A 19,750-nucleotide genomic window follows, 5' to 3' on the forward strand; every position below is an offset into this window, starting at 1 on the left:
TTATACTTTGATTTTTACATTACTCCGATAGTCATCAGTCAGTCGATTTGAAATTTTCGATTTACTTGCAGTATTGAATCGGGGTACTCGAAGTTGGGCGTTACCCGAGATCGCTTGTCTGAGGGTCTAAAATTTTTGAAACTCACAACGATCGGGTGATTGCAAATCTCAATACTTAAATGACCCAGCATCCGATCGCACTGCTAAGCTCGCCTGCCTCGCGATGGTAGCCGGTTTGAGCATTAGTCGGTGCAGGTGCGCTGCGGGCGATCGCGTCCCGGCTGCAATTGTAGCAAAACAGACCCTTGATTGCTGAACTCATCTGCCCGAACCGGGTAGCCGATTGATTTGGAATTACTTATTTAATCGGTAATTTAGGCGATCGCCAGTCGATCCAATGTTTTTTATGCTGAAACAAATGTCACATTAAGTACCTATAAATACGGTTTCTTAACATAAGTATGTCCTCGAAGCCCCGCAAGCGGAAACGAGAAACCGGGTTTATTCAGCAGGGTAAGATCGTCCTAATTCAAAAAAATTATCATATTAAGTATCATAGGGTACTCTTTAATCAGCCGTGAGTTAAGGTAAGCTTAATTGTCAGTGCGTGAATTATTTACAGGTTCGCATCTATGCAGCTCAAACATCACAACCAAGCTTCACAAGCACTTCCTACCTCTGGCGACCATAACATCAAAGAGAGCCAGCCACCACAGCCAAATTATTTCACTCAAATAGCCCGTTACTTCCGCAACCTCAGTATTAGCGATAAAATCTGCGGCGGCTACGCACTGGCTCTTTGTGTAGCAATTGGGGGAACCACAGTCGGAATGGTGGCTGGAAATCATTACTATCGCCGAACTAACAATCAAATACACATCGATGGAGAAAGTCGGCTTTTAAATAATTTGCAAGTGGCTTTAATGCGGACAAAGAATACCCAAGAACGGCTGAATTACTGGGTAGACAAACCAGAAATATTTGACGTAAAAAACAAACAATTGAAAAACCAATTAGAGGTGTTAAAATCCTCTTTATTCAAAGTTACAAATCTGAGCGAAAGCCAAAATATAGAAGGGTTGCCATATTTGTTAACCAGTTACGAGCCGCTAGTCATTAATTACATTCAACGTCTAGAAACCCTCAGCCAAAAACTTAATAAGTTACCTAATAAACCAGGTAATAAAATAGTTAAGCGCAAGCTGCTGTCGAACTTTGACCGACAGCGAATTGGGTTGAAACTAGATAAGGCGGTCAATGATTTAGCAGAAATTGTCGATCGCGCCGCATTGCAAGAAGATGCAGCGCGGGAGTCCCTGCTGCGAGCGCAGGCGCTGCGCCTACAAATCATTATTGGTAGCATGGCACTGTCGATCGTAGTTGCAGCACTGCTGGCGAGCTACACCAGTCGGGCGATCGCCAAACCCATCGGCGCCGTAACTAAAATCGCTCAGCGAGTGAGCCAAGAATCTAATTTTCAGTTGCAAGTACCAGTTACCAGTACCGATGAAGTGGGAGTCTTAGGAGCTTCGTTGAACCAACTGATTCAGAAAGTAAATCACTTGCTAGAAGAAGTGAAATTCAAACAAGAAAATCAGATCCTTCAAAATGAAAAAATGGCTACTTTGGGGCGGATGTTAGCCGGGGTAGCTCACGAAATTAACAACCCAATCAATTTTATCTATGCCAACATAGACCCCGCGAAAAATTACGTTGAGGATATTTTAGAACTGCTCAAAACTTATGAAGCAGAAATCCCCAACCCGCCGGCCGCAGTCAGCGCCAAAGCCGAACAAATAGACATTGACTTTCTCAAAGAAGATTTGATGAAAATATTTGACTCGATGGAAGTGGGCGCTGAAAGAGCCAAAGCTATTATCTTAAGTTTGAAAGACTTTTCTCGCCTAGACGAGGCGGCGCCTCAGGCGGTGGATTTGCACGCCTGCATAGACAGCAGTTTGCTGATTCTCAACAGCCGGATCAAAAACGGGGTTGAAGTGGTGCGTAATTACGGGAACATTCCGACTGTGGAAGGCTACATGGGTTTGCTTTACCAAGTGTTTGTCAACGTGATTAACAATGCACTAGATGCTGTAGAAGAAAAAGCAAAAATTGAGAAAATTAACTCTGAGGAAATGAGAAAACAATCGGGTTCTGAGTCAGTGAAACAGGAAGCGCCGAGTTTTTTGCCGAAGATTGTGATTGCTACAGAATACTTGGATGACGACTCAGTGGTGGTGCGAATTTCTGATAACGGTACGGGAATACCCGCCGCAAGTCAAGCAAAAATGTTTGAAACATTCTTTACTACTAAACCCAGAGGTGTAGGTACGGGTTTGGGGTTGGCCATCGGTCGCGAAATTATCGTTAAGAAACACGGCGGAACTATTAACTGTTGGTCGGAGGTGGGAACGGGGACGGAATTTGCGATCGCCCTGCCGATCGAGCATTAGAATATACGATCGGGAGTTGGTAGTTGGTCATGGGTTAATCTAGAGTGGAGCCATTAAAGCTAGGAGCAAAAATTATGGGACTATTTGACCAAATTTTGAGCGCGATCGACAATCCCAACCAACAAGCAAGTCCCAATCAGTTGGGCAACATTCTCGGTGCGGTAGAGCAGTTGAGCGGCAACCAGGGCGTCGATGCAGCCACGACTCAGCTAGCAATGTCGGTTTTGGGCGGACACGTGCGATCGGCATTACAAGACGTGCGATCGCAATCTGGAGACGCACAAGCCCAAGAAGTTGTCAACCAATTTAGCGGCACAAGTCCCAATCTGCAAGCTGTTCAGAGTTTGTTTGGGGCCGGCCAACTGACCCAGATAGTAGCCGATATCGCCCAAAGAACCGGCTTGAATAACGCTACAATCCAAGCGATGATACCTGTGTTAGTGCCGATCGTCCTCAACCTGCTGCAATCCGGCGGCAACGCCCAAAATCCAGCCCAGGGCGCAAATCCCGTTTTGAATGCGTTTTTAGATGGAGATGGAGACGGCGACGTAGACATTACTGACGCCATGTCGATGGCCAGCCGCTTTTTGAATCAGCGCTAATTCCCTGAGATTTTGGAGAGAGAGATTGACGGGCGATCGCTCTTTTGCGGAGTTTGACATGATGGAAAGTCTGCTCACATCATTAACACAAATTAAGGTGTAATTTCTGTATCTTATACTGTTTTAGTGGGGTGACTGCGACTCCCCATCATCAGTTAAACTCTTACTCTTTCTCTCTGGGAAATTTGGATTTGCATACGATTATATAAATCAACTTCAGGAGCGGAATGGCTAATGCAAGCAACTAACGCATAACGCTGCATTTCAATTTCATCTAATTTTGCCCATTTACGATTACAACTAACAATCAGAGTCATCGGCCCTTCATCATATTTTGTAGACTTGGGAAAAATTTCTACTTGCCCCCTTTGTACTGTTCCTTTCTTCCGAAGATTGGAGCTTGGAGACAATGTAACTTCAATACCCGCCCCATATTTTGCCTTTAACTTTTTTTTTGTATTGTCGGTGGACTCATCAGGAGAACTCGTCTTGCTAGCAGATTCATAAGCCGTCCTAACAATTTCGCGATCGATTCCTTTAAAAATATCAAATTCCATTGTGACTCCTAGATATGAGTCTCCACGAGTTGGGCGAGTTGGCGGATCAAATGCCAAGGTAATTGACAATCTACGAGTGCCTTTTACGTTAAAAAATTCAGGTGGCAATTGGGGAATTTCGTAAACATGAAAATATCCTACTTTGATCGAAATATTATCTTCTGATAGAACAACGTAGTTTTCAGCAGAATACATTGCACGTTCTAAGTCAGCCTGTCCGTAACCATAGATTGCTAGCTGATTCTTAATCGTTTTTGTCTTTTCACTCTGAGACTGTTGATTATTAAGTTTAAATTCAGGAGGAATTTCTTTAGGAAGAACCGCTGAATTCACAATAAGCGCCCGAATTAAATTAGAACTGGCATCTGGATATTTTGTGAAAAGTTGAGCAGCAATATTAGCAACACGAGGAGCCGCAAAGCTTGTACCACTACAGATTTGAAATAAAGAACTTTTCAAATCTTTGGATAGAGTAACAACAGAAACTCCAGCTACATTATCTGGTAGTCGCAGTTTGGATTTAGGTAAATCCAGACCTTCTTTATATTTGAGGTCTATTACAACATCTCCGCCAAAATCTACAACATCAGGCTTAATCATTCCATCGACCCCAAAACCAGTTCTAGTAAACGGAGAGGGGTATCCTGATAGTTTTGCGATCGCCTGACGACGAACATCAGAAGGTTCTGTAATACTACCACGACCCAATGATAAGGAACCTACGGTTATGGCAATTGCTGAAGTAGCTGGATCGATAATTCGAGCGCTCTTTTTCAGTAGATAATTTGGGTAATCAGTCCGTAGTTGCTCATCTGATTTAGCCTCTTCATAAAAAGCATTGCCGGCTGAAACAACAAAGATAATATTTTTATTTTTATTTTGGTAGTAATAAGCAATTTCATCTATCTTAGCAGCTAATCGAAACTGTTTCAGCCCATCTCGGTAAATCTGGTCAGCGTTACCTAACGAGATATTGATTACTTTGCAATTGGGATAATTTTCAACAAAAGCTCGAAGGGCTTGATCGAGTTGAGTTTCTACGAGGAGGTCTGCATCATATTCATTTTTTTCGTTTGTCACGCGGGCAGAAAATAGCCAAGCAGTTGGATCGAATGAACGCTGTTTAATGCAGTTTTCAACATTCCCATAGATAGCAATTCCAGCAACATTAGTACCATGTCCATTTACATCATCAGAGCCACCTCTTATGAATTCCCTTTTCGCATCTGGGAATACTTCAGTGTCACCCAACACCGGAGCAATTAAAGGATGACCGCGCTGTACGCCAGAATCAATAACCAGAATACCGCAATTATCTTCAGGTGGGGCCACAACTTCGGGAAAATCTGAAATTGGCAGATTATAATCAGCATTTGTTTCAAACGCAGGTTGGGGAGGGCGATCGATTTCTTTAACGATTTTCTCTTCCAGCAAAAGCTCTAAAACTTCGTGGGTGACTTTAATCCTAGCAATACAGAGATATTCACCTATGTAGCGATCGCTCATTCTCATAGGAGCAGTATCGCTGGCTAAGCTCTCTAGCACTTCGGCGATATCATCTAAATACTTTCGCATCTCTGTGCGATCGCCTGTGTGCCAAAGTTCCAAATCTAAGGCGGCAAGTTCACCTAATTGTACAGGCTTTAGCTCCAACAAACGACCAATACGATCTTCACGTTCGAGGGGAACTAGCTCATCAATCGCTCCTAAGTATTCATACTTCGGGCCATCTTGAATTTGACTGTAATTTTCTAACCGTCTCTTGAATTCAGTTAGCTGATTGTCGGATGAAAAGACAACGATGGCTTTATTCGGTTCACGAGCTAGTAAATTTAGTCCTGCTTGAGTCACCATGTCTTCTGAGAAATAACCTTTTTCAGCAACTTTAATCTTAAAAATTAATTTTGGGTCAAGGCGAAATGGGGTGTTTTTTTGCTTCACAGCCTCAGTCAGGGTCGAAAGTTGACCTAATAACTGCTTACCGTGTGAACTAACATCAGTACGTTTTTTACCACTAAAACCACCTGGAGAGCGCCGAGGTGATTCGATGTTGATTCTGGGTAATTTCAGGTGATCGAACTTACTTACCATTAGGATTAGACGTAAATAATTATTGTGAATTTGCTATTATACTTTGTCTTTCTAGAAAACGCCCAATTGCCACCTCTAAATCATCAGCAGTCAGGGTACGTTCTCCTCGCAGAACCACGGCTTTAATTGCATCTGAGCAGATCCGTTCTATATCTGCTCCAGTAGCACTCTCAAGCCGAGCGGCAAAGGTAGATAGATTAATAGCAGTATAACGGATCGCAGACAGATAGTGACTTAAAAGCGCCGTCCGCAGTTCAACCGTTGGATTATCGAAGAAGATAACTTCATCAAATCGTCGCCAAACGGCACTATCTAGTAGTTTCTCGTGATTTGTCGCAGCAACGAATATACTTTGATTGGTCACATTATCGATCAACTGTAACAAGCTATTAACTAGCCGCTTTACTTCACCATGTTCATTTAAGTTATCGCGATCGCGGGCTATAGCATCAAACTCATCGAACAAAACAACCCACTCACCCTTCTCAATGTAGGTGAAAATTTTCTGAAGGTTGGTTGCAGTTTGACCCAAGTAAGAAGAGAATACCGCTGTTAGGTTCACATAAACAAGCGGCAGCCCCAAGGCGCTAGATAGGATTTTTGCAGTTTGAGTTTTACCACATCCTGGTGGGCCACAGAAAAGTAATTTGCTTTTGGGCTTGAGGTTATAGGCTGCGAGGATATCTTGTTTACGATTTTCGAGGACGATTTCTTGCAGCACATCAAAATTTTTTTCACTGAGTACGATGCGATCCCAAGTAAGGTCAAATTGTTTGACCTCAAGCAAGGCAAGTCCAGTATCCTTGTCTTTAGGAGGCTCAGGAAATTGGTTCCAGGGAGTCGGGTTAGCAGCTAGGGGTTTGATGTATCCATTGCCGTTTTGAAGCAGCTTTTCCAAATCTCTAGCAAGTAAGAGATGATTTTTATTTCTTTCTTCTTCAATAATTTCCATAGCCGCAGCCAAAAACCCTTCTCTCTCGTTATGAGAGAAGCTTTTAAAGAGTTTTCTGAGGGTTTCGCCACGCGCCATACTTAGAATAGGAGTTAAACAGTTTATATACTTTAATTAAATATACTGCATATTTCCTAAAAAGTCAACATTTAAATATAGTATATCCATTTATTGTAGAGCTTAAATATCTCTTTTAAGAGGAATGAAAATTCTCTCTTTATAGCTAGATTAGATGTTGATTGTGAACAATTTTATTGCTTTACCCTATCTTCTTAGCTTGTGAAAACAACTATTTGAATAAAATAAATTCAAGGGGTTTAAAATACACTCACTAATTATAAACATTATACATAATTATGATAGCTCAGTGATGAGATTCCGATTGTAGCCAATTAGTTAGACTTTTTTTAACCGCAGATATTAGCGGATGAACACAGATGAACGCAGATGGAATTTCATCTGCGTTTATCTGCATTCATCTGCGGTTAAAAAAAGTCTTCTTTCTTTAACCCAAACCTAAATCAGTCACAGCACCGACACTGCTAGAAGAAACCAACTTAGCGTATTTAGCCAAAACGCCCTTAGTATAGCGAGGTTTAGGAGCCTGCCAAACAGCCCGTCGCTGCTCTAATTCTGCATCGTCAACATTGAGCTGCAACAACCGATTGTTAGCATCAATCGTGATCGAATCGCCTTCATTTACCAGAGCAATGGTGCCGCCAACTTGCGCCTCCGGTGCCACGTGACCCACAACCATGCCGTAGGTTCCGCCGGAAAAGCGGCCGTCGGTAATTAACCCGACCGAATCGCCTAAACCAGCGCCAATAATTGCCGAAGTTGGTGCTAGCATTTCGCGCATTCCTGGCCCGCCTTTTGGCCCTTCGTAGCGGATGACAATCACATCTCCGGCTTGAATTTTGCCAGCCAAAATTGCATCCAAACAATTTTCTTCTGATTCAAAGACGCGGGCTGGGCCGGTGATTTGCGGTTTTTTAACGCCTGTAATTTTAGCGACTGATCCTTCTGTTGCCAGATTTCCCCTCAGAATTGCTAAATGTCCTTGGGCGTACATCGGGTTGTTCCAAGGGCGGATGACATCTTGATCCGCGCGCGGTTCGGCAGGAATATCTGCTAGCACTTCGGCAATTGTTTGACCCGTAATTGTCAGGGCGTCGCCGTGCAATAAACCTTTTTCTAGCAGCATTTTCATGATTAGAGGAATGCCGCCGGCTTTGTGCAAATCGACGGCTACGTATTTGCCGCTTGGTTTGAGGTCGCACAAGACTGGCACTTTGGCTCGAATTGTTTCAAAATCGTCGAGGGATAACTCTACGCCGATCGCATTTGAAATCGCCAATAAGTGTAGCACAGCGTTGGTTGAACCGCCGATCGCCATAATTACCGCGATCGCATTTTCAAAGGCTTTGCGAGTCAAAATTTGGCTCGGTAACAACTGTTTGCGAATCGCTTCCACCACAACTTTGGCAGATTCTGCCGCGCTGTCAGCTTTTTCGGCATCCTCAGCAGCCATTGTCGAAGAATAGAGCAAACTCATGCCCATCGCTTCAAAAGCGCTCGACATCGTATTGGCGGTGTACATTCCGCCGCAGGCACCGGCACCGGGACAAGCTTTTTGTTCCACTGCGGTGAGCTCTGTTTCGTCAATTTTGCCGGCGCTGAATTGACCGACTGCTTCAAAAACGCTGACAACAGTTAAATCGCGTTCGTTGTGGTGTCCTGGTTTGATCGTGCCACCGTAGACAAAAATAGCAGGAATGTTCATGCGGGCGATCGCAATCATCGCTCCGGGCATATTTTTGTCGCAGCCGCCCACAGCCAGCAACCCGTCCATACTTTGGCCGTTGCAAACAGTTTCAATCGAATCTGCAATCACATCTCTCGACACCAGAGAATATTTCATCCCTTCGGTTCCCATCGAGATACCGTCGCTGATAGTAATCGTACCGAACATCTGCGGCATGGCGCCAGCTTCTTTTGCGCTCGCAACAGCCCGCAAAGCGAGGTCGTTCAATCCCATATTGCAGGGCGTAATCGTGCTGTACCCGTTAGCAATCCCCACAATGGGCTTAATAAAATCGCCGTCGCCAAAACCGACGGCGCGCAGCATGGCTCGGTTGGGTGCGCGCTGCACGCCCCCAGTTACAGCTTGGCTTCTCAAATTTTCAGGCATTTTAAAATTTCCTTTGTCAGTTGGTAGTCGCTAGTTGGCAGTGGGCAGTGGGCAGTTGGTAGTCGGTAGTTGGCAGTGGGCAGTGGGTGTTTGACAGTGGGCAGTGGGTATTTGACAGTGGGCAGTGGGTATTTGACAGTGGGCAGTGGGTATTTGACAGTGGGCAGAAGAGCCCACTGCCCGTCGTTGCGTTGTCAGTGGTGATTGAAAGTTGTCAACTGTCAACGGTCAACCCCTCGGCTTAGCGAGCGGGCTCTTCTGTCAACTGACAACTACCCACTGACAACTGTCAACTGTCAACTGATCTGTGGATTCAATTCTTCAATCTAAAATCGATTCACTGGTTAGTGCCGATGGTCTTACGCTATTTTTGATTTTCTCAGAAGCGTTGATATTTGTCATGCCATTAGAAAATGGAACTGCACGCCAGTACCCAAAAAGCAGAGTGCAAAGATTCTACCGATGCTGTAGTGTGCAGGGTGAATGCCGTGGTTATCTGGGATGATGTGTAAAATCCATCACTCTAACGTTTGAAACAAAAATTGCGAGGCGAATGACATGGAGGCCGATCGAATTCTGAGGCAATATGCGGCCGGAGAAAGAAATTTTCGAGAGATTAACCTCGCCGGGGCTGACTTAAAAGGGGTAAACCTCAGCGAGGCTAACTTTACCAGAGCGAATTTCCAAGACGCAAATCTCAAAGGTGCTAACCTGACGGGAGCGAACTTGCGCGAGGTGAAATTGGCAGGGGTGGACTTGACGGAAGCCAATCTCAGCGAAGCAAATCTCATCGGTACCGATTTGAGCCGCGCCAATCTCACCTCGGCTAACCTGGTGGGAGCCAACCTGCGCGGCTCTATGGCGAGAGAAGTCAACATGAATAAGGCTAATTTGACCGAAGCTAATTTGACCGAAGCCAACTTTACCGAAGCGAATTTGTTTGCGGCTAACTTAACCGAAGCTAGCATGATTCGCACTAATTTGATGAAGGCCAACTTGAGTTGGTCAACTCTCAAAGCGGTAAACCTGACAAATGCCATCCTCAGCGAGTCGCTTTTGGAAAGAGCCAACCTGACTCAGGCTATTCTCAGCGGGGCGATGCTCAGCGGAGCCAACCTGACTGGTGCAGACTTGCGCCAGGTAACGATGGTGGGAGCTAATCTCACCGAAGCTAATCTCACCAATGCTAATTTGAGAGTTGCCAATGTCAGTTGGTCAACTCTGCGCGGAGCTAACTTGAGCGGTGCTAATCTGTACCGAGCCAAGCTGTGCTGGTCTAATTTGAGCGGCGCTGTTTTGGTGGAAGCGGTTTTGATTGACGCCAATCTCAATCGAACTAACTTCCGCGATGCAGATTTGAGGCGGGCAATTATGCCGGACGGCACAACTAATGACTCTCAACAATAATAGAAGAGTTTTGAGTTTTGAGATTGCCTTACAATAGCCGAAAACAACGCTGCACAGTTAATGAGTTTTGACTTGTGAATTTTGCGTTTTGAGTTAAAATTTCTAGTCATACTAAAAGCTAAAAATCTGATGACTGTCAGCGAATTATTGATTCTGGGTGCGGCCGGACTTTTTGCCGGAATTCTAGCTGGTTTTTTGGGTATTGGTGGCGGTACAGTCCTGGTTCCTTTGTTGGTGGCTCTCAAGTATGCTCCGGTGCAAGCGGTTGCTACTAGCGGTTTGTCGATCGTGATTACAGCTCTTTCTGGCAGCATCCAGAATTGGCGCATGGGCTACCTGAGCTTGAGTCAAGTCGCAGGTATCGGATTTCCCGCGGTCATCACGGCACAAATCGGTGCTTATTTGGCGGGGATATTTCCACCTTACTTGTTGTTACTCACTTTTGGGTTGTTGCTGTGGCTGAATATTTATTTAGTTGAAGTTCGCAAGCGCCTGACAGCTAAAGGGGAAAGGGAAAGGGAAGATAACAAAGAATCTGCCTCAATTAGCACTTCTGCGTTACCAATTTCCACTTCCCAATCCCCCAATAATTCAAGCATTTTATTCAATCCAACTTTTGCTAAAATTTCTACGGGCAGTGTGGCGGGTTTGTTAGCGGGTTTGTTCGGCGTCGGCGGCGGTGTGATTATGGTTCCCCTGCAAATTTTGCTGTTAGGGGAAAGCATTAAAACCGCCATTCAAACGAGTTTGGGCGTCATCGTGATTACGGCAATTTCGGCGACGGCGGGACACGCGGCCCGTGGCAATGTTGTGTGGGTTGTGGGGTTGATTCTGGGCGGTGGCGGTTTGTTGGGCGCGCAAATCAGCACCAGATTTTTGCCGAGATTGCCCGATCGCACTATTAGTTTAGCTTTTCGATCGCTCTTGGCCATCTTATCGATTTATATTTTCTGGCAAGCTTGGCAAAAATATAGTCATTAGTCATTGGTCAGTTGTCATTAGTCAGTTGTGATTTGTTATTGGTCAGTTGTGATTTGTTATTGGTCATTTGTTATTTGTTATTTGTTATTTTACCCTCCGAACTCTCGTCGGAGGGCGATTGTTGGTGCGGGCTGCGCGCCCTACAACAGAACTAATTTGCTGATAGTTTCTTGACGGCGCGAGTCAGGCGCTGCAAATAAGGCTTGACAATTTCTTGATTTTGCCGCTGTAACTCGGAAACTTGCTGCTGCAAATGCTGAATCTCTGTTTGCAGCCTGGCTGTGTCGATTGTCGGTCGATCGAGCAAATCCTGCAATTGCTTCACAGAACCTTGGATTAGATCCAAGTCTACTTCGTTCGATCGCTCCTGCAACTGAGCTGTGATAGTTCTCACCTCAGTTAACCTTTCGTCCATCAATAAAAATCGGACGTTGACATTTTCCCAATCATGCTCTCTGAGGGCGCTATTTTCCAAAATGCCGAGTTTTTGCTGCAAGTCGGACAGGATGGTGTAGAGTTCCTGAGAATCGGCAGGAAGCGCCTGTGCTTGGCGTTCCAGTGCGGCTACGGCACCTTGTAAGTCTGCCATAACGCCGGATTCCAAGCCGAGCAGTTGTTGTTTCAAGTCAGAGACGGTGGTATCGAGTTGGGCAATTTCTCCAGGTAGCCTCTGAACTTGCTGCGATCGACCTTCTACTGCCGCCTGTACCTCCGCGATCGCAGAATTTGCCTTTTGCTGCATTTTTTGCTCGAAACGCTGGCGATTGGCGAGATTCAGCGAAACTGCTGCGGTTAGCGGGGCGGCAGCGTAGAGAAATTGCCCCGACAATCCCGCAGCAATGCTACCAATCGCCGCACCGGCAATAGAGGCGTATTCTGCCAATTCTAGCCAATCCTGCTGGTTTGGGGAAATTTTCAAAGCTGGGAATGATGCGTCTTCGATCTTCTGCATAGCCTTTTAGTCGTAGTCTGATAGATTGCGATACCGACATGATATAGCAGTTCTCAGAAAGATTCGCGGACGCTTAGGGCAAGGGGTAATCGGTAATCGGTAATCGGTAATTGGTAATCGGTAATCACTGAAAAGCTTGTGGTGCTGCATCTGATGTTGTGCCAATTACCCCCTTCGACTTCGCTCAGGATAAAATTACTCACTACCAGACATACCTTATTTTTTTGAGACTCGGCTATATTCCGCATCCCTCACGCCGAATGCCTTCAACAGGGTCAGTCTCAGGTAAAATTCAGAATAAGTCGATCGCCTAAAAGTTAACCGATGTCTGTCAGGAGTATACACAAAATGGGTCTCAAGATTATCGAAAGCTACGATAACAGTTTTGTCCTCGAACCGGATGCGAAAGCTGCACTGTTCGGTTTGTTAACCGGTGAAACCTTTCTCCAACAAGTAGCGATGCAGTTGCAGTGCTCGCGCATTGAGTTTGCGGAGTTACTTTTTGGGCCAGTACCCTACAGCACCGAGACGCCCAAGGGAATGCCTGCGGAATTTGAAAAGTATCACCAATCGAGCGATTTTGCGATCGTCAACGTCCCGCCTAATTTCATGTTTCAAGCCAAAATATTTAAACCCAGCCGCCTCTGTGCCATTTATCGCGTTTTCAATAATTAGTTAGTTGACAGTTGATAGTTGACAGTTGACCGTTGACCGTTGACCGTTGACCGTTGACCGTTGACCGTTGACCGTTGACCGAAGGAAGTAAAGAAGAAGGAAGAAGAAAGAAGAAAACATACACATCACGCTTTTTTGCCATCCGTGCCTGACCTTGCTTTCAATTAAGTTGATTTCTTGAAAATCAGGAAAATATCAGGAAAAACTAACATCTATAATCCCAACAAAAAATGACAGAAGACATCCACCCTCTTGCCAGTTTAGAATTCATTCCGTACATTGACTCAGAAGGAAAATTGCCCGAGTTTATGCAAGGAAAAATCGGTGTATATGCGATTTTCGATCGAGAGAAAGTGCTGCAATTTGTCGGCTATTCTCGCGATACTTACCTCAGCCTCAAGCAGCATTTGGTACGCCAAACAGAACATTGCTACTGGCTAAAAGTTCAAACTATTGAGAAGCCCAGCCGCACTATACTAGAAAGCATCCGAGAAAGTTGGATTTCTGAAAACGGCTCGCAGCCGCAAGGAAACGGTGCCGATGCCACTAAGTGGAACGATCCCATCGATACCAAAACGGTGATGACTGCCCAAGAAGTGGCAAATTATGAAGGTATTGTCGCCGATGAACTTGCAAAAGATAAGTTGTTGAAAAATGTAGCGCGCCGGGTGGAAAATGAAATTTTATCGCTGCTAAAAGCTCGCGGTGTAACTGAAGAAATTCGGTTTAATCCCAAACTGAAAACTAGCGGCTTGCTGGATTTAAAGTAACTCTTACGAACCCTGGGGAAACGGCAATGTTGATTGGTGTCAATTTCAGTTTGAAACCATTGAAAAAACTCGCTACGATCCGAGGTCATATCCCCCTTGACCCCACTTAAAAAAGGGTGACAAGAGCATTCTCTTTCATCCCCCAACTATCCAGGGGATGCGAGGGGGATCGGGCCTCGGCGGTAAACAGCACTCTGTAAATAAGTTTGCGATTAAGCAATGAATATTTAATAACTTAAACACGTCCTACAGTCCTTTATCCTATAAGCTGTGAGGTAAAACGAGGCTCTTCCTCTGTATCTGTGTTACCAACAAGAGGGTAGTAACAAGCCCAAACTGTCAACTCTTCGACTGTCCCAGGTCAACTGTCAACTGCTATAACAGATATCGGAATCTTTACAATAAACTCTGTCCCGCCGCCGATCGCAGAAATACAACTAATTTGACCTCGATGTTTTTCTACTACAATATCGTGACTGATGGCTAACCCCAATCCAGTACCGCCGCCCACAGGCTTAGTAGTAAAAAATGGGTCAAATATGCGGCGGCGGACTTCTTCGCTCATCCCGCAACCGTTATCGGTAATGTGAATCATCACCGATTGAGAGGTTTGATGGGGAAATTTTGCATCAAGATTGTGCAGTGCAGGTTCTGAGTCAGAAGCTAATGAAGTGCTGATGGTGATTTTTCGGGGAGAAGGTTGAGCTTCTAGGGCATCAATAGCATTGGTTAATACGTTCATGAATACCTGATTTAACTGGCTGGCGTAACAGGTGATTTTGGGCAGTTGACTGTATTGTTTGATGACTTCAATATCACCCGCGGTGTTGGCTTTTTTGAGCCTGTGTTGCAAAATAACTAAAGTATTGTCAATACCTTGATGAATATCCACTGGTTTGTACTTTTCTTCGCCGAGGCGGGAGAAGTTGCGAAAAGATACCACAATCTCACTAATTCGAGAGGCACCATCTTTCATCGACTTTAGCAGTTTTGGATAGTCATCTGCGATGAAGTCGGGTTGAATTTTGTTTAATTCGCCGACAATTTCTGCCACGGGCTGCGGGTAGTAATGTCGGTAGAGTTGCAGGAGACGAAGCAAATCTCGTGCGTAGTCGCCCGCCATACCAATATTGCCATAGATAAAGTTGACGGGATTGTTGATTTCGTGAGCGATTCCTGCTGCTAGTTGCCCTAAAGAAGCCATTTTTTCTTTCTGGATTAACTGAGCTTGAGTCTTCTTGAGTTCTGTTAAGGTTTGTTCGAGTTGTTGGGCGTAGGATTGTGTTTGCTGGAACAACTGGCGCTGCATTAGTTGATTTGAGACGCGCACCAAAACTTCTTGTTCCTGAAATGGTTTTGTGATATAATCTACACCGCCAACTTCAAAGGCTTTGATTTTATCGAATACTTCGTTTAAAGCACTAATAAAAATTATGGGAATGTCTTTGGTGGCGGCAGAAGCTTTCAATGCTTGGCAGACTTTGTAGCCGTCCATACCGGGCATCATGATGTCTAGCAAAATTAAGTCGGGATGAGTTGATTCGATCGACCTTAGAGCTAGTTGCCCGTCTGGTGCGGTGCGTGTTTTGTAGCCTTGCTTCGAGAGTATTTTAGCTAGCAGGTGCAAATTATTCGGTATGTCATCAACAATTAAAATATTCCCTTTGAGGGCGCCAGTTGCTTCGTAATTCATGTCATGTCCGGTAAAATAACCTTTGTAGGTTTGTGGTAAGCTGTCGCGCATTTAAATTGCATATTTATGGCGGGCGGGACGCCCACCCCACAAGACTTTGATGGTTTTTTGATATACAATTTAAATGCCGCAACAGCTTAAGGAATCTAATTCCTCTTCAAGCTCGCGGGACTTGCATTCCTGATTGCTCAGCAGATTTAATATCATTTTTATTAGGTTTGGGGACGGATGAGAGCTAGTATTTGATTGAACTGAAACTCGTTAGCTAAGGCGGTGAGAGCGCTAGCTAAAGAACGATCGCGATCGCGAATTTGCTCTATTTGACTGAGAATCAACTCTAAATCGCACTCAATTGTGGCTTTCTCTAAAGCTGCCAGCCAATCCGCTGGTAAACCTGCAAGAGTCTCGGAGGTCGGAGCCTCGGTTGAAGTTGGCTCCGGCACAGTTTCTGGGTCTTCGTAAATGTAACGCACTCCGAGATGTTTGTGGAGGGTGGCAAAGATTTGTGTATCTCGAAAAGGTTTGTGGATAAAGTCATCGCAATCATCTGATGCAGAAACGGTTCGCGCTTCCTGGGCGCGATCGGCACTCACGGCAATAATCGCGGTAGTTTGACCTTTAACGGTGGCTTTAATCTGTTGCGTTGCTTCGCCTCCATCCATTACCGGCATCCACATATCCATGAAAATTAAGTGCGGCTCAAAACTCGCCCACACTTCGATCGCTTCTTCGCCGTTGCTGGCTTCAAGGAGCTCGAAGTCAAAGGCTGCGAGCATTGTTAGCAGCAGTTTGCGGTTGTCCGATCGATCGTCCACAATCAAGATCCGGTAGCGGGGCTGGTTGGGTGCTAGGGCGATCGCCCGACGCGGTGGCTGTGCGGGTTGAATGCCCGTCGCATCAACGGCGATGATGGGGATATCAAACGCAAAGGTGGTGCCACTTCCTACTTGACTGTGCACAGCGATCGTGCCGCCCATCAGGTTGACAAAGTGTTGGCTGATGGCGAGCCCCAAACCGGTTCCCTGCTGCGATTTTTCTCCGGATTTGGTTTGCACAAAGGCTTGAAAAAGCTGCTCTAACTCATCAGCAGCTATGCCGCAGCCTGTGTCTTCTATTTCAAAATGTAATTGGTAATTGATTGGTAATTGCTGCTTTTCTCCATCTACCACCGCGCTTATTGTTACCGAAACTTCTCCTTGTTTCGTGAATTTAATGGCGTTAGAAAGCAGATTAATTAAAACTTGGCGCAACTTAAGTCTATCGGCGCATACGTACTCGGGAACATCCCTATCAAAATCACATATTAAATGCAATTTTTGCTCCCGCGCCTGGAGTTGAAACATCTCTTTTACCTCGTCGAGCAGGCTGCTTAATTTAAATTCTGTGGGATTGAGCGTAATGCGTCCCGCCTCTATTTTGGCTAAATCTAATATTTGATTGATCAGACTTAGCAAGTGTTCTCCGCTGCGGTTGATGATGCGGATATTTTCCTGTTGTTCGGGGTTGAGGTTGGTCGATCGCTGCATCAGTTGCGAGAAGCCGAGAATTGCGTTGAGGGGCGTGCGGAGCTCGTGGCTCATGTTGGCTAAAAAAGTGCTTTTGGCGAGGTTGGCGGCTTCTGCTGCCCAGGCTGCTTTTTGGAGCTGTACTGTTTGCTGTTGAGTGGCTTCGAGGAATTGGGCTTGTTGTAGGGCGATTCCCAGTTGAGTGCTAATTTGCAGCCCAACATTGATTTCTGCTTCGCGCCAAGTGCGGGGCCCAGAATTTTGATAGCTGGCGAGCAAACCCCAAAGTTGACTGCCGCAGAATATGGGGCAAATAATGTAGGCTCTGGCTTGAAATTGCTCTAATAGTTGCACGTAACAAGGACTAAATCCAGCGTTGTATATGTCTTCGATCGTGCGATAAGCAATGCCTAGCTCGTACATCCCGCCTTGATTTTTTTGGAGGTAGGTATCCTGCACTGTTGTATGGTAAATTTGCAGGGTTTTCGCCGTACAGCAAGAGTCTTCTACGAGACTATTTTGCCAGTTAAAACCGTCTGATTGTTTTTGGATCACAGATATCCAACCCTCCCCTCTGGACTCGGCAACAAATTCGCCGCTCCAATCAGGATTAAAGCGATAGATAGCAACTCGATCGCACTTGAGGGTTTGTCGCAATTCCGAGGTTGTGGTGGCGAAGATGGTGTCAATATCTAAAGACTGACGGATGCGATCGATCGATCGGGCGATCGCTTGTTCCCGCTGGGCGCTTTCTCGCAAAGCTGCTTCGACTTGTTTGTAAGCGCTAATATCCAAGACAGTACCGAACCAACGCAGCAACTCTCCTTTTTGATCAAAAACTGGTTTCCCTCGGACTTTCAGGTATGTGAGCGAGCCATCTCGGCAGATCATTCGCAGATCGAGCTCAAAGCTTTTTTTGCTGATCGCTCGCTCCCGAAGCATTGTCAAATAGGGCGATCGATCTTCGGGATGAAAACGCTCGATTAATTCTGCGGTTGCTAGGGGTTTTTGAGTTGGAGCGAGCTCGAACATCCGATAGAGTTCTTGACTCCAAGTGCTGGTTGCTGAAGCTGTATCGTATTCCCAACTGCCAATACGGGCAATTTTTTGGGCTTCCAGCAGTCGGGCTTCGGCTAACTGGCGATCGCTAATGTCCCGGGCTACCCAAACTGCGGAGTTATCTGAGAGCGGCGAAATTTTAGCACTAAACCAAATTTCTTGGTTGTTAATCTGAATACTGTAATCAAGACTTATAGTTTGTTGAGTTGCTAATGCCTCTCGAACTTGATCGAAATAAATGTCTTGGCTTTCATTATGAAAAAATTTTTCGATGATGGATTCGCTCATGATTACGTCATTTTCGTATTGAAAAATGCCCTTGGTCGGTATAATTTGGATAGTTTTTTGTTTGGGTTCGATAATCAATATAATATCTGCTATAGAGTCGAAAATATTCAAAATTTGCTCGGTAGAACTGTAAAGTTTTTGTTCGAGCAATTGGCGGTCTGCCACTTCAGAGTTTAATAGTTCGTTCGCACGAGCTAAGGCAGTAGTACGTTCCGCTACTTCGTTTTCTAAAGTGTGATTGTAGTCAGTTAATATTTTTTCTGATTGTTTGCGTTCTGAGATGTCCGTAAGAGCATTGACAACATAAGTAACGTTGCCGCTGGCGTCAAAAATTGGTGTGGCGTGCACCTCAAGAAAAATAATCTTTCCATCTCGATGCAATTCTAAATCGTCAACGAGTGCCGTTTCGCCGCACAGCGCTCTGAAGACGGGCAATTCTTCAGTTGGATCAGGCTGGTTTTCGCGACAGATTTGATAAACTTCTACCATTTCTGGTAAAGTTTTTTCGGGGATATTTTCTACGCCAATCCAACGCTTGGCAGTTTGATTTAAGTAGATGACTTGACCGGAAGCATCGTGGATAGATACGCCTGCTGGTATAGCTTCAAAAAATTGCTTGAGTTGGCTCTCGCTTTCCGCTAAGGCTTCAGTTAAAGATTTTTGTTCGGCAAAAGCCTGTTGCAGTTCCGCTGCCATCAGATTGAAGGAATTGGCGAGTTCTCCGATCTCATCGAAGCGTCTAATTTCTAAAGCTCGATCCCATTCGCCTTTTGCCACATTTTTGGCGGCGGTATTCAAGCGCAAAATTGGGTTGGTTACCCAACGGGAAGTTAACAATCCGATCGCACTGGCCAACACCAGAGTACCCGCGCACAACCAAAATGTATTGCGGGTATTCGCTTGAATGCGAGCCATGAAATCCGACTCTGGCATTACCACCACAATCAACCAATCCAAGCCGCGGCCATCTGCATAGGGAGTAATGCCGACAAATTGCCGAGATCCCTGGCTCGTTATGGTAAATTGCTGGGCTCTATCCAGCGAGCTCAAATTGCCAAATCGGTTGGCGAGTTCCCGAGCAATGTCTCGCGTTTTGATATCCTGGCTGTTGACGGCTAGCAATCGCGTCGGTTGCTGTTTTGCTTGCTTGACAAAAGTCGTTTCTAGGGTGGATGTGGCAATTAAATTGCCCGATCGCTCCATAATAAAAGTTTGTCCCGATGGGGAGAAGTAGAGGCGATCGAGAAAAGCGCTAATTTTGGACGGGCCAGAGTCATTGGTGAGGCGATCGTTAATTCGCTCTCCTACTTGTGCCATTAACTGGTGTGCTAAATCCTCGACTGATTCCCGCCCGCTTTTGAAAGAAAGATAACCGACTAGCCCGACGGCGCTGACTGTTAGCGATACAAAGGGAACAATCAAAAGTGTTCGCAGGCGCAGCTTGCTAAAAATTTTGGCGACTGCGCTGTTGAGGGGATGAATGGGCATGACACTCAAGAAATTGAGGGGCGATCGAATTTTAACCGTTTCAGTCTTCTGGCGGGTTAATTTATAGATAAGTTGTGGCGCTTTAG

The 19,750-nt window shown here is 45.4% G+C and carries 13 protein-coding genes; 6 read left to right on the top strand and 7 right to left on the bottom strand.

All coding sequences use genetic code 11. The features are described from left to right. Positions 1 to 175: 175 nt before the first annotated feature. Complete coding sequence (locus QZW47_RS05315) at positions 176 to 322, bottom strand: hypothetical protein (RefSeq protein WP_293124765.1); 147 nt, start codon at positions 320 to 322, stop codon at positions 176 to 178. Between the two features lie 310 nt (positions 323 to 632). Between QZW47_RS05315 and QZW47_RS05320 the strand changes: the two genes are divergently transcribed. Further along, positions 633 to 2,453, top strand: coding sequence for an ATP-binding protein (locus QZW47_RS05320; RefSeq protein ID WP_293124767.1), 1,821 nt, complete (start codon positions 633 to 635; stop codon positions 2,451 to 2,453). A 74-nt stretch (positions 2,454 to 2,527) separates the two neighbouring features. Continuing rightward, on the top strand, positions 2,528 to 3,055 hold the full coding sequence (locus QZW47_RS05325; RefSeq protein WP_293124769.1) for a DUF937 domain-containing protein: 528 nt from the start codon (positions 2,528 to 2,530) through the stop codon (positions 3,053 to 3,055). Between the two features lie 155 nt (positions 3,056 to 3,210). Here the strand turns inward: QZW47_RS05325 and QZW47_RS05330 are convergent, their stop codons facing one another. From QZW47_RS05330 to ilvD, 3 genes are all read right to left on the bottom strand, one after another. Next, the gene (locus QZW47_RS05330; RefSeq protein WP_293124771.1) at positions 3,211 to 5,703 is read right to left on the bottom strand and encodes a S8 family peptidase; all 2,493 of its coding nucleotides are present in this window, start codon (positions 5,701 to 5,703) and stop codon (positions 3,211 to 3,213) included. A gap of 19 nt (positions 5,704 to 5,722) precedes the next feature. Continuing rightward, a complete protein-coding gene (locus QZW47_RS05335; protein ID WP_293124772.1) occupies positions 5,723 to 6,733 on the bottom strand; it encodes an ATP-binding protein in 1,011 nt (336 codons plus the stop codon). 427 nt (positions 6,734 to 7,160) lie between these two features. After that, positions 7,161 to 8,846 carry a dihydroxy-acid dehydratase gene (gene ilvD / locus QZW47_RS05340; protein ID WP_293124774.1) on the bottom strand — a complete coding sequence of 562 codons (1,686 nt, stop codon included), beginning with the start codon at positions 8,844 to 8,846 and terminating at the stop codon, positions 7,161 to 7,163. Positions 8,847 to 9,404: 558 nt separating this feature from the next. Here ilvD and QZW47_RS05345 point away from each other — a divergent pair. Continuing rightward, a complete protein-coding gene (locus QZW47_RS05345) occupies positions 9,405 to 10,253 on the top strand; it encodes a pentapeptide repeat-containing protein (protein ID WP_293124776.1) in 849 nt (282 codons plus the stop codon). A gap of 129 nt (positions 10,254 to 10,382) precedes the next feature. After that, positions 10,383 to 11,234, top strand: a complete 852-nt coding sequence (locus tag QZW47_RS05350; protein WP_293124778.1) for a sulfite exporter TauE/SafE family protein — start codon at positions 10,383 to 10,385, stop codon at positions 11,232 to 11,234. 151 nt (positions 11,235 to 11,385) lie between these two features. Here QZW47_RS05350 and QZW47_RS05355 read toward each other — a convergent pair whose 3' ends face one another. Beyond that, positions 11,386 to 12,186, bottom strand: coding sequence for a hypothetical protein (locus QZW47_RS05355; protein ID WP_293124780.1), 801 nt, complete (start codon positions 12,184 to 12,186; stop codon positions 11,386 to 11,388). Positions 12,187 to 12,534: 348 nt separating this feature from the next. Between QZW47_RS05355 and QZW47_RS05360 the strand changes: the two genes are divergently transcribed. Continuing rightward, a complete protein-coding gene (locus tag QZW47_RS05360; protein ID WP_293124782.1) occupies positions 12,535 to 12,861 on the top strand; it encodes a hypothetical protein in 327 nt (108 codons plus the stop codon). 230 nt (positions 12,862 to 13,091) lie between these two features. Further along, positions 13,092 to 13,631: a GIY-YIG nuclease family protein gene (locus tag QZW47_RS05365; protein WP_293124784.1), complete on the top strand. Its 540-nt coding sequence runs from the start codon at positions 13,092 to 13,094 to the stop codon at positions 13,629 to 13,631. A gap of 361 nt (positions 13,632 to 13,992) precedes the next feature. Here the strand turns inward: QZW47_RS05365 and QZW47_RS05370 are convergent, their stop codons facing one another. Both QZW47_RS05370 and QZW47_RS05375 read right to left on the bottom strand, forming a co-directional pair. Further along, positions 13,993 to 15,375 (bottom strand): response regulator, encoded by a 1,383-nt coding sequence (locus QZW47_RS05370; protein ID WP_366930808.1) that lies wholly within the window; start codon positions 15,373 to 15,375, stop codon positions 13,993 to 13,995. Positions 15,376 to 15,536: 161 nt separating this feature from the next. Then, on the bottom strand, positions 15,537 to 19,664 hold the full coding sequence (locus QZW47_RS05375) for an ATP-binding protein (protein WP_293124786.1): 4,128 nt from the start codon (positions 19,662 to 19,664) through the stop codon (positions 15,537 to 15,539). Between the last annotated feature and the right edge of the window lie 86 nt (positions 19,665 to 19,750).

It is taken from the genome of Microcoleus sp. bin38.metabat.b11b12b14.051, from assembly GCF_013299165.1.
In the GTDB taxonomy this organism is placed as follows: Bacteria; Cyanobacteriota; Cyanobacteriia; order Cyanobacteriales; family Microcoleaceae; genus Microcoleus.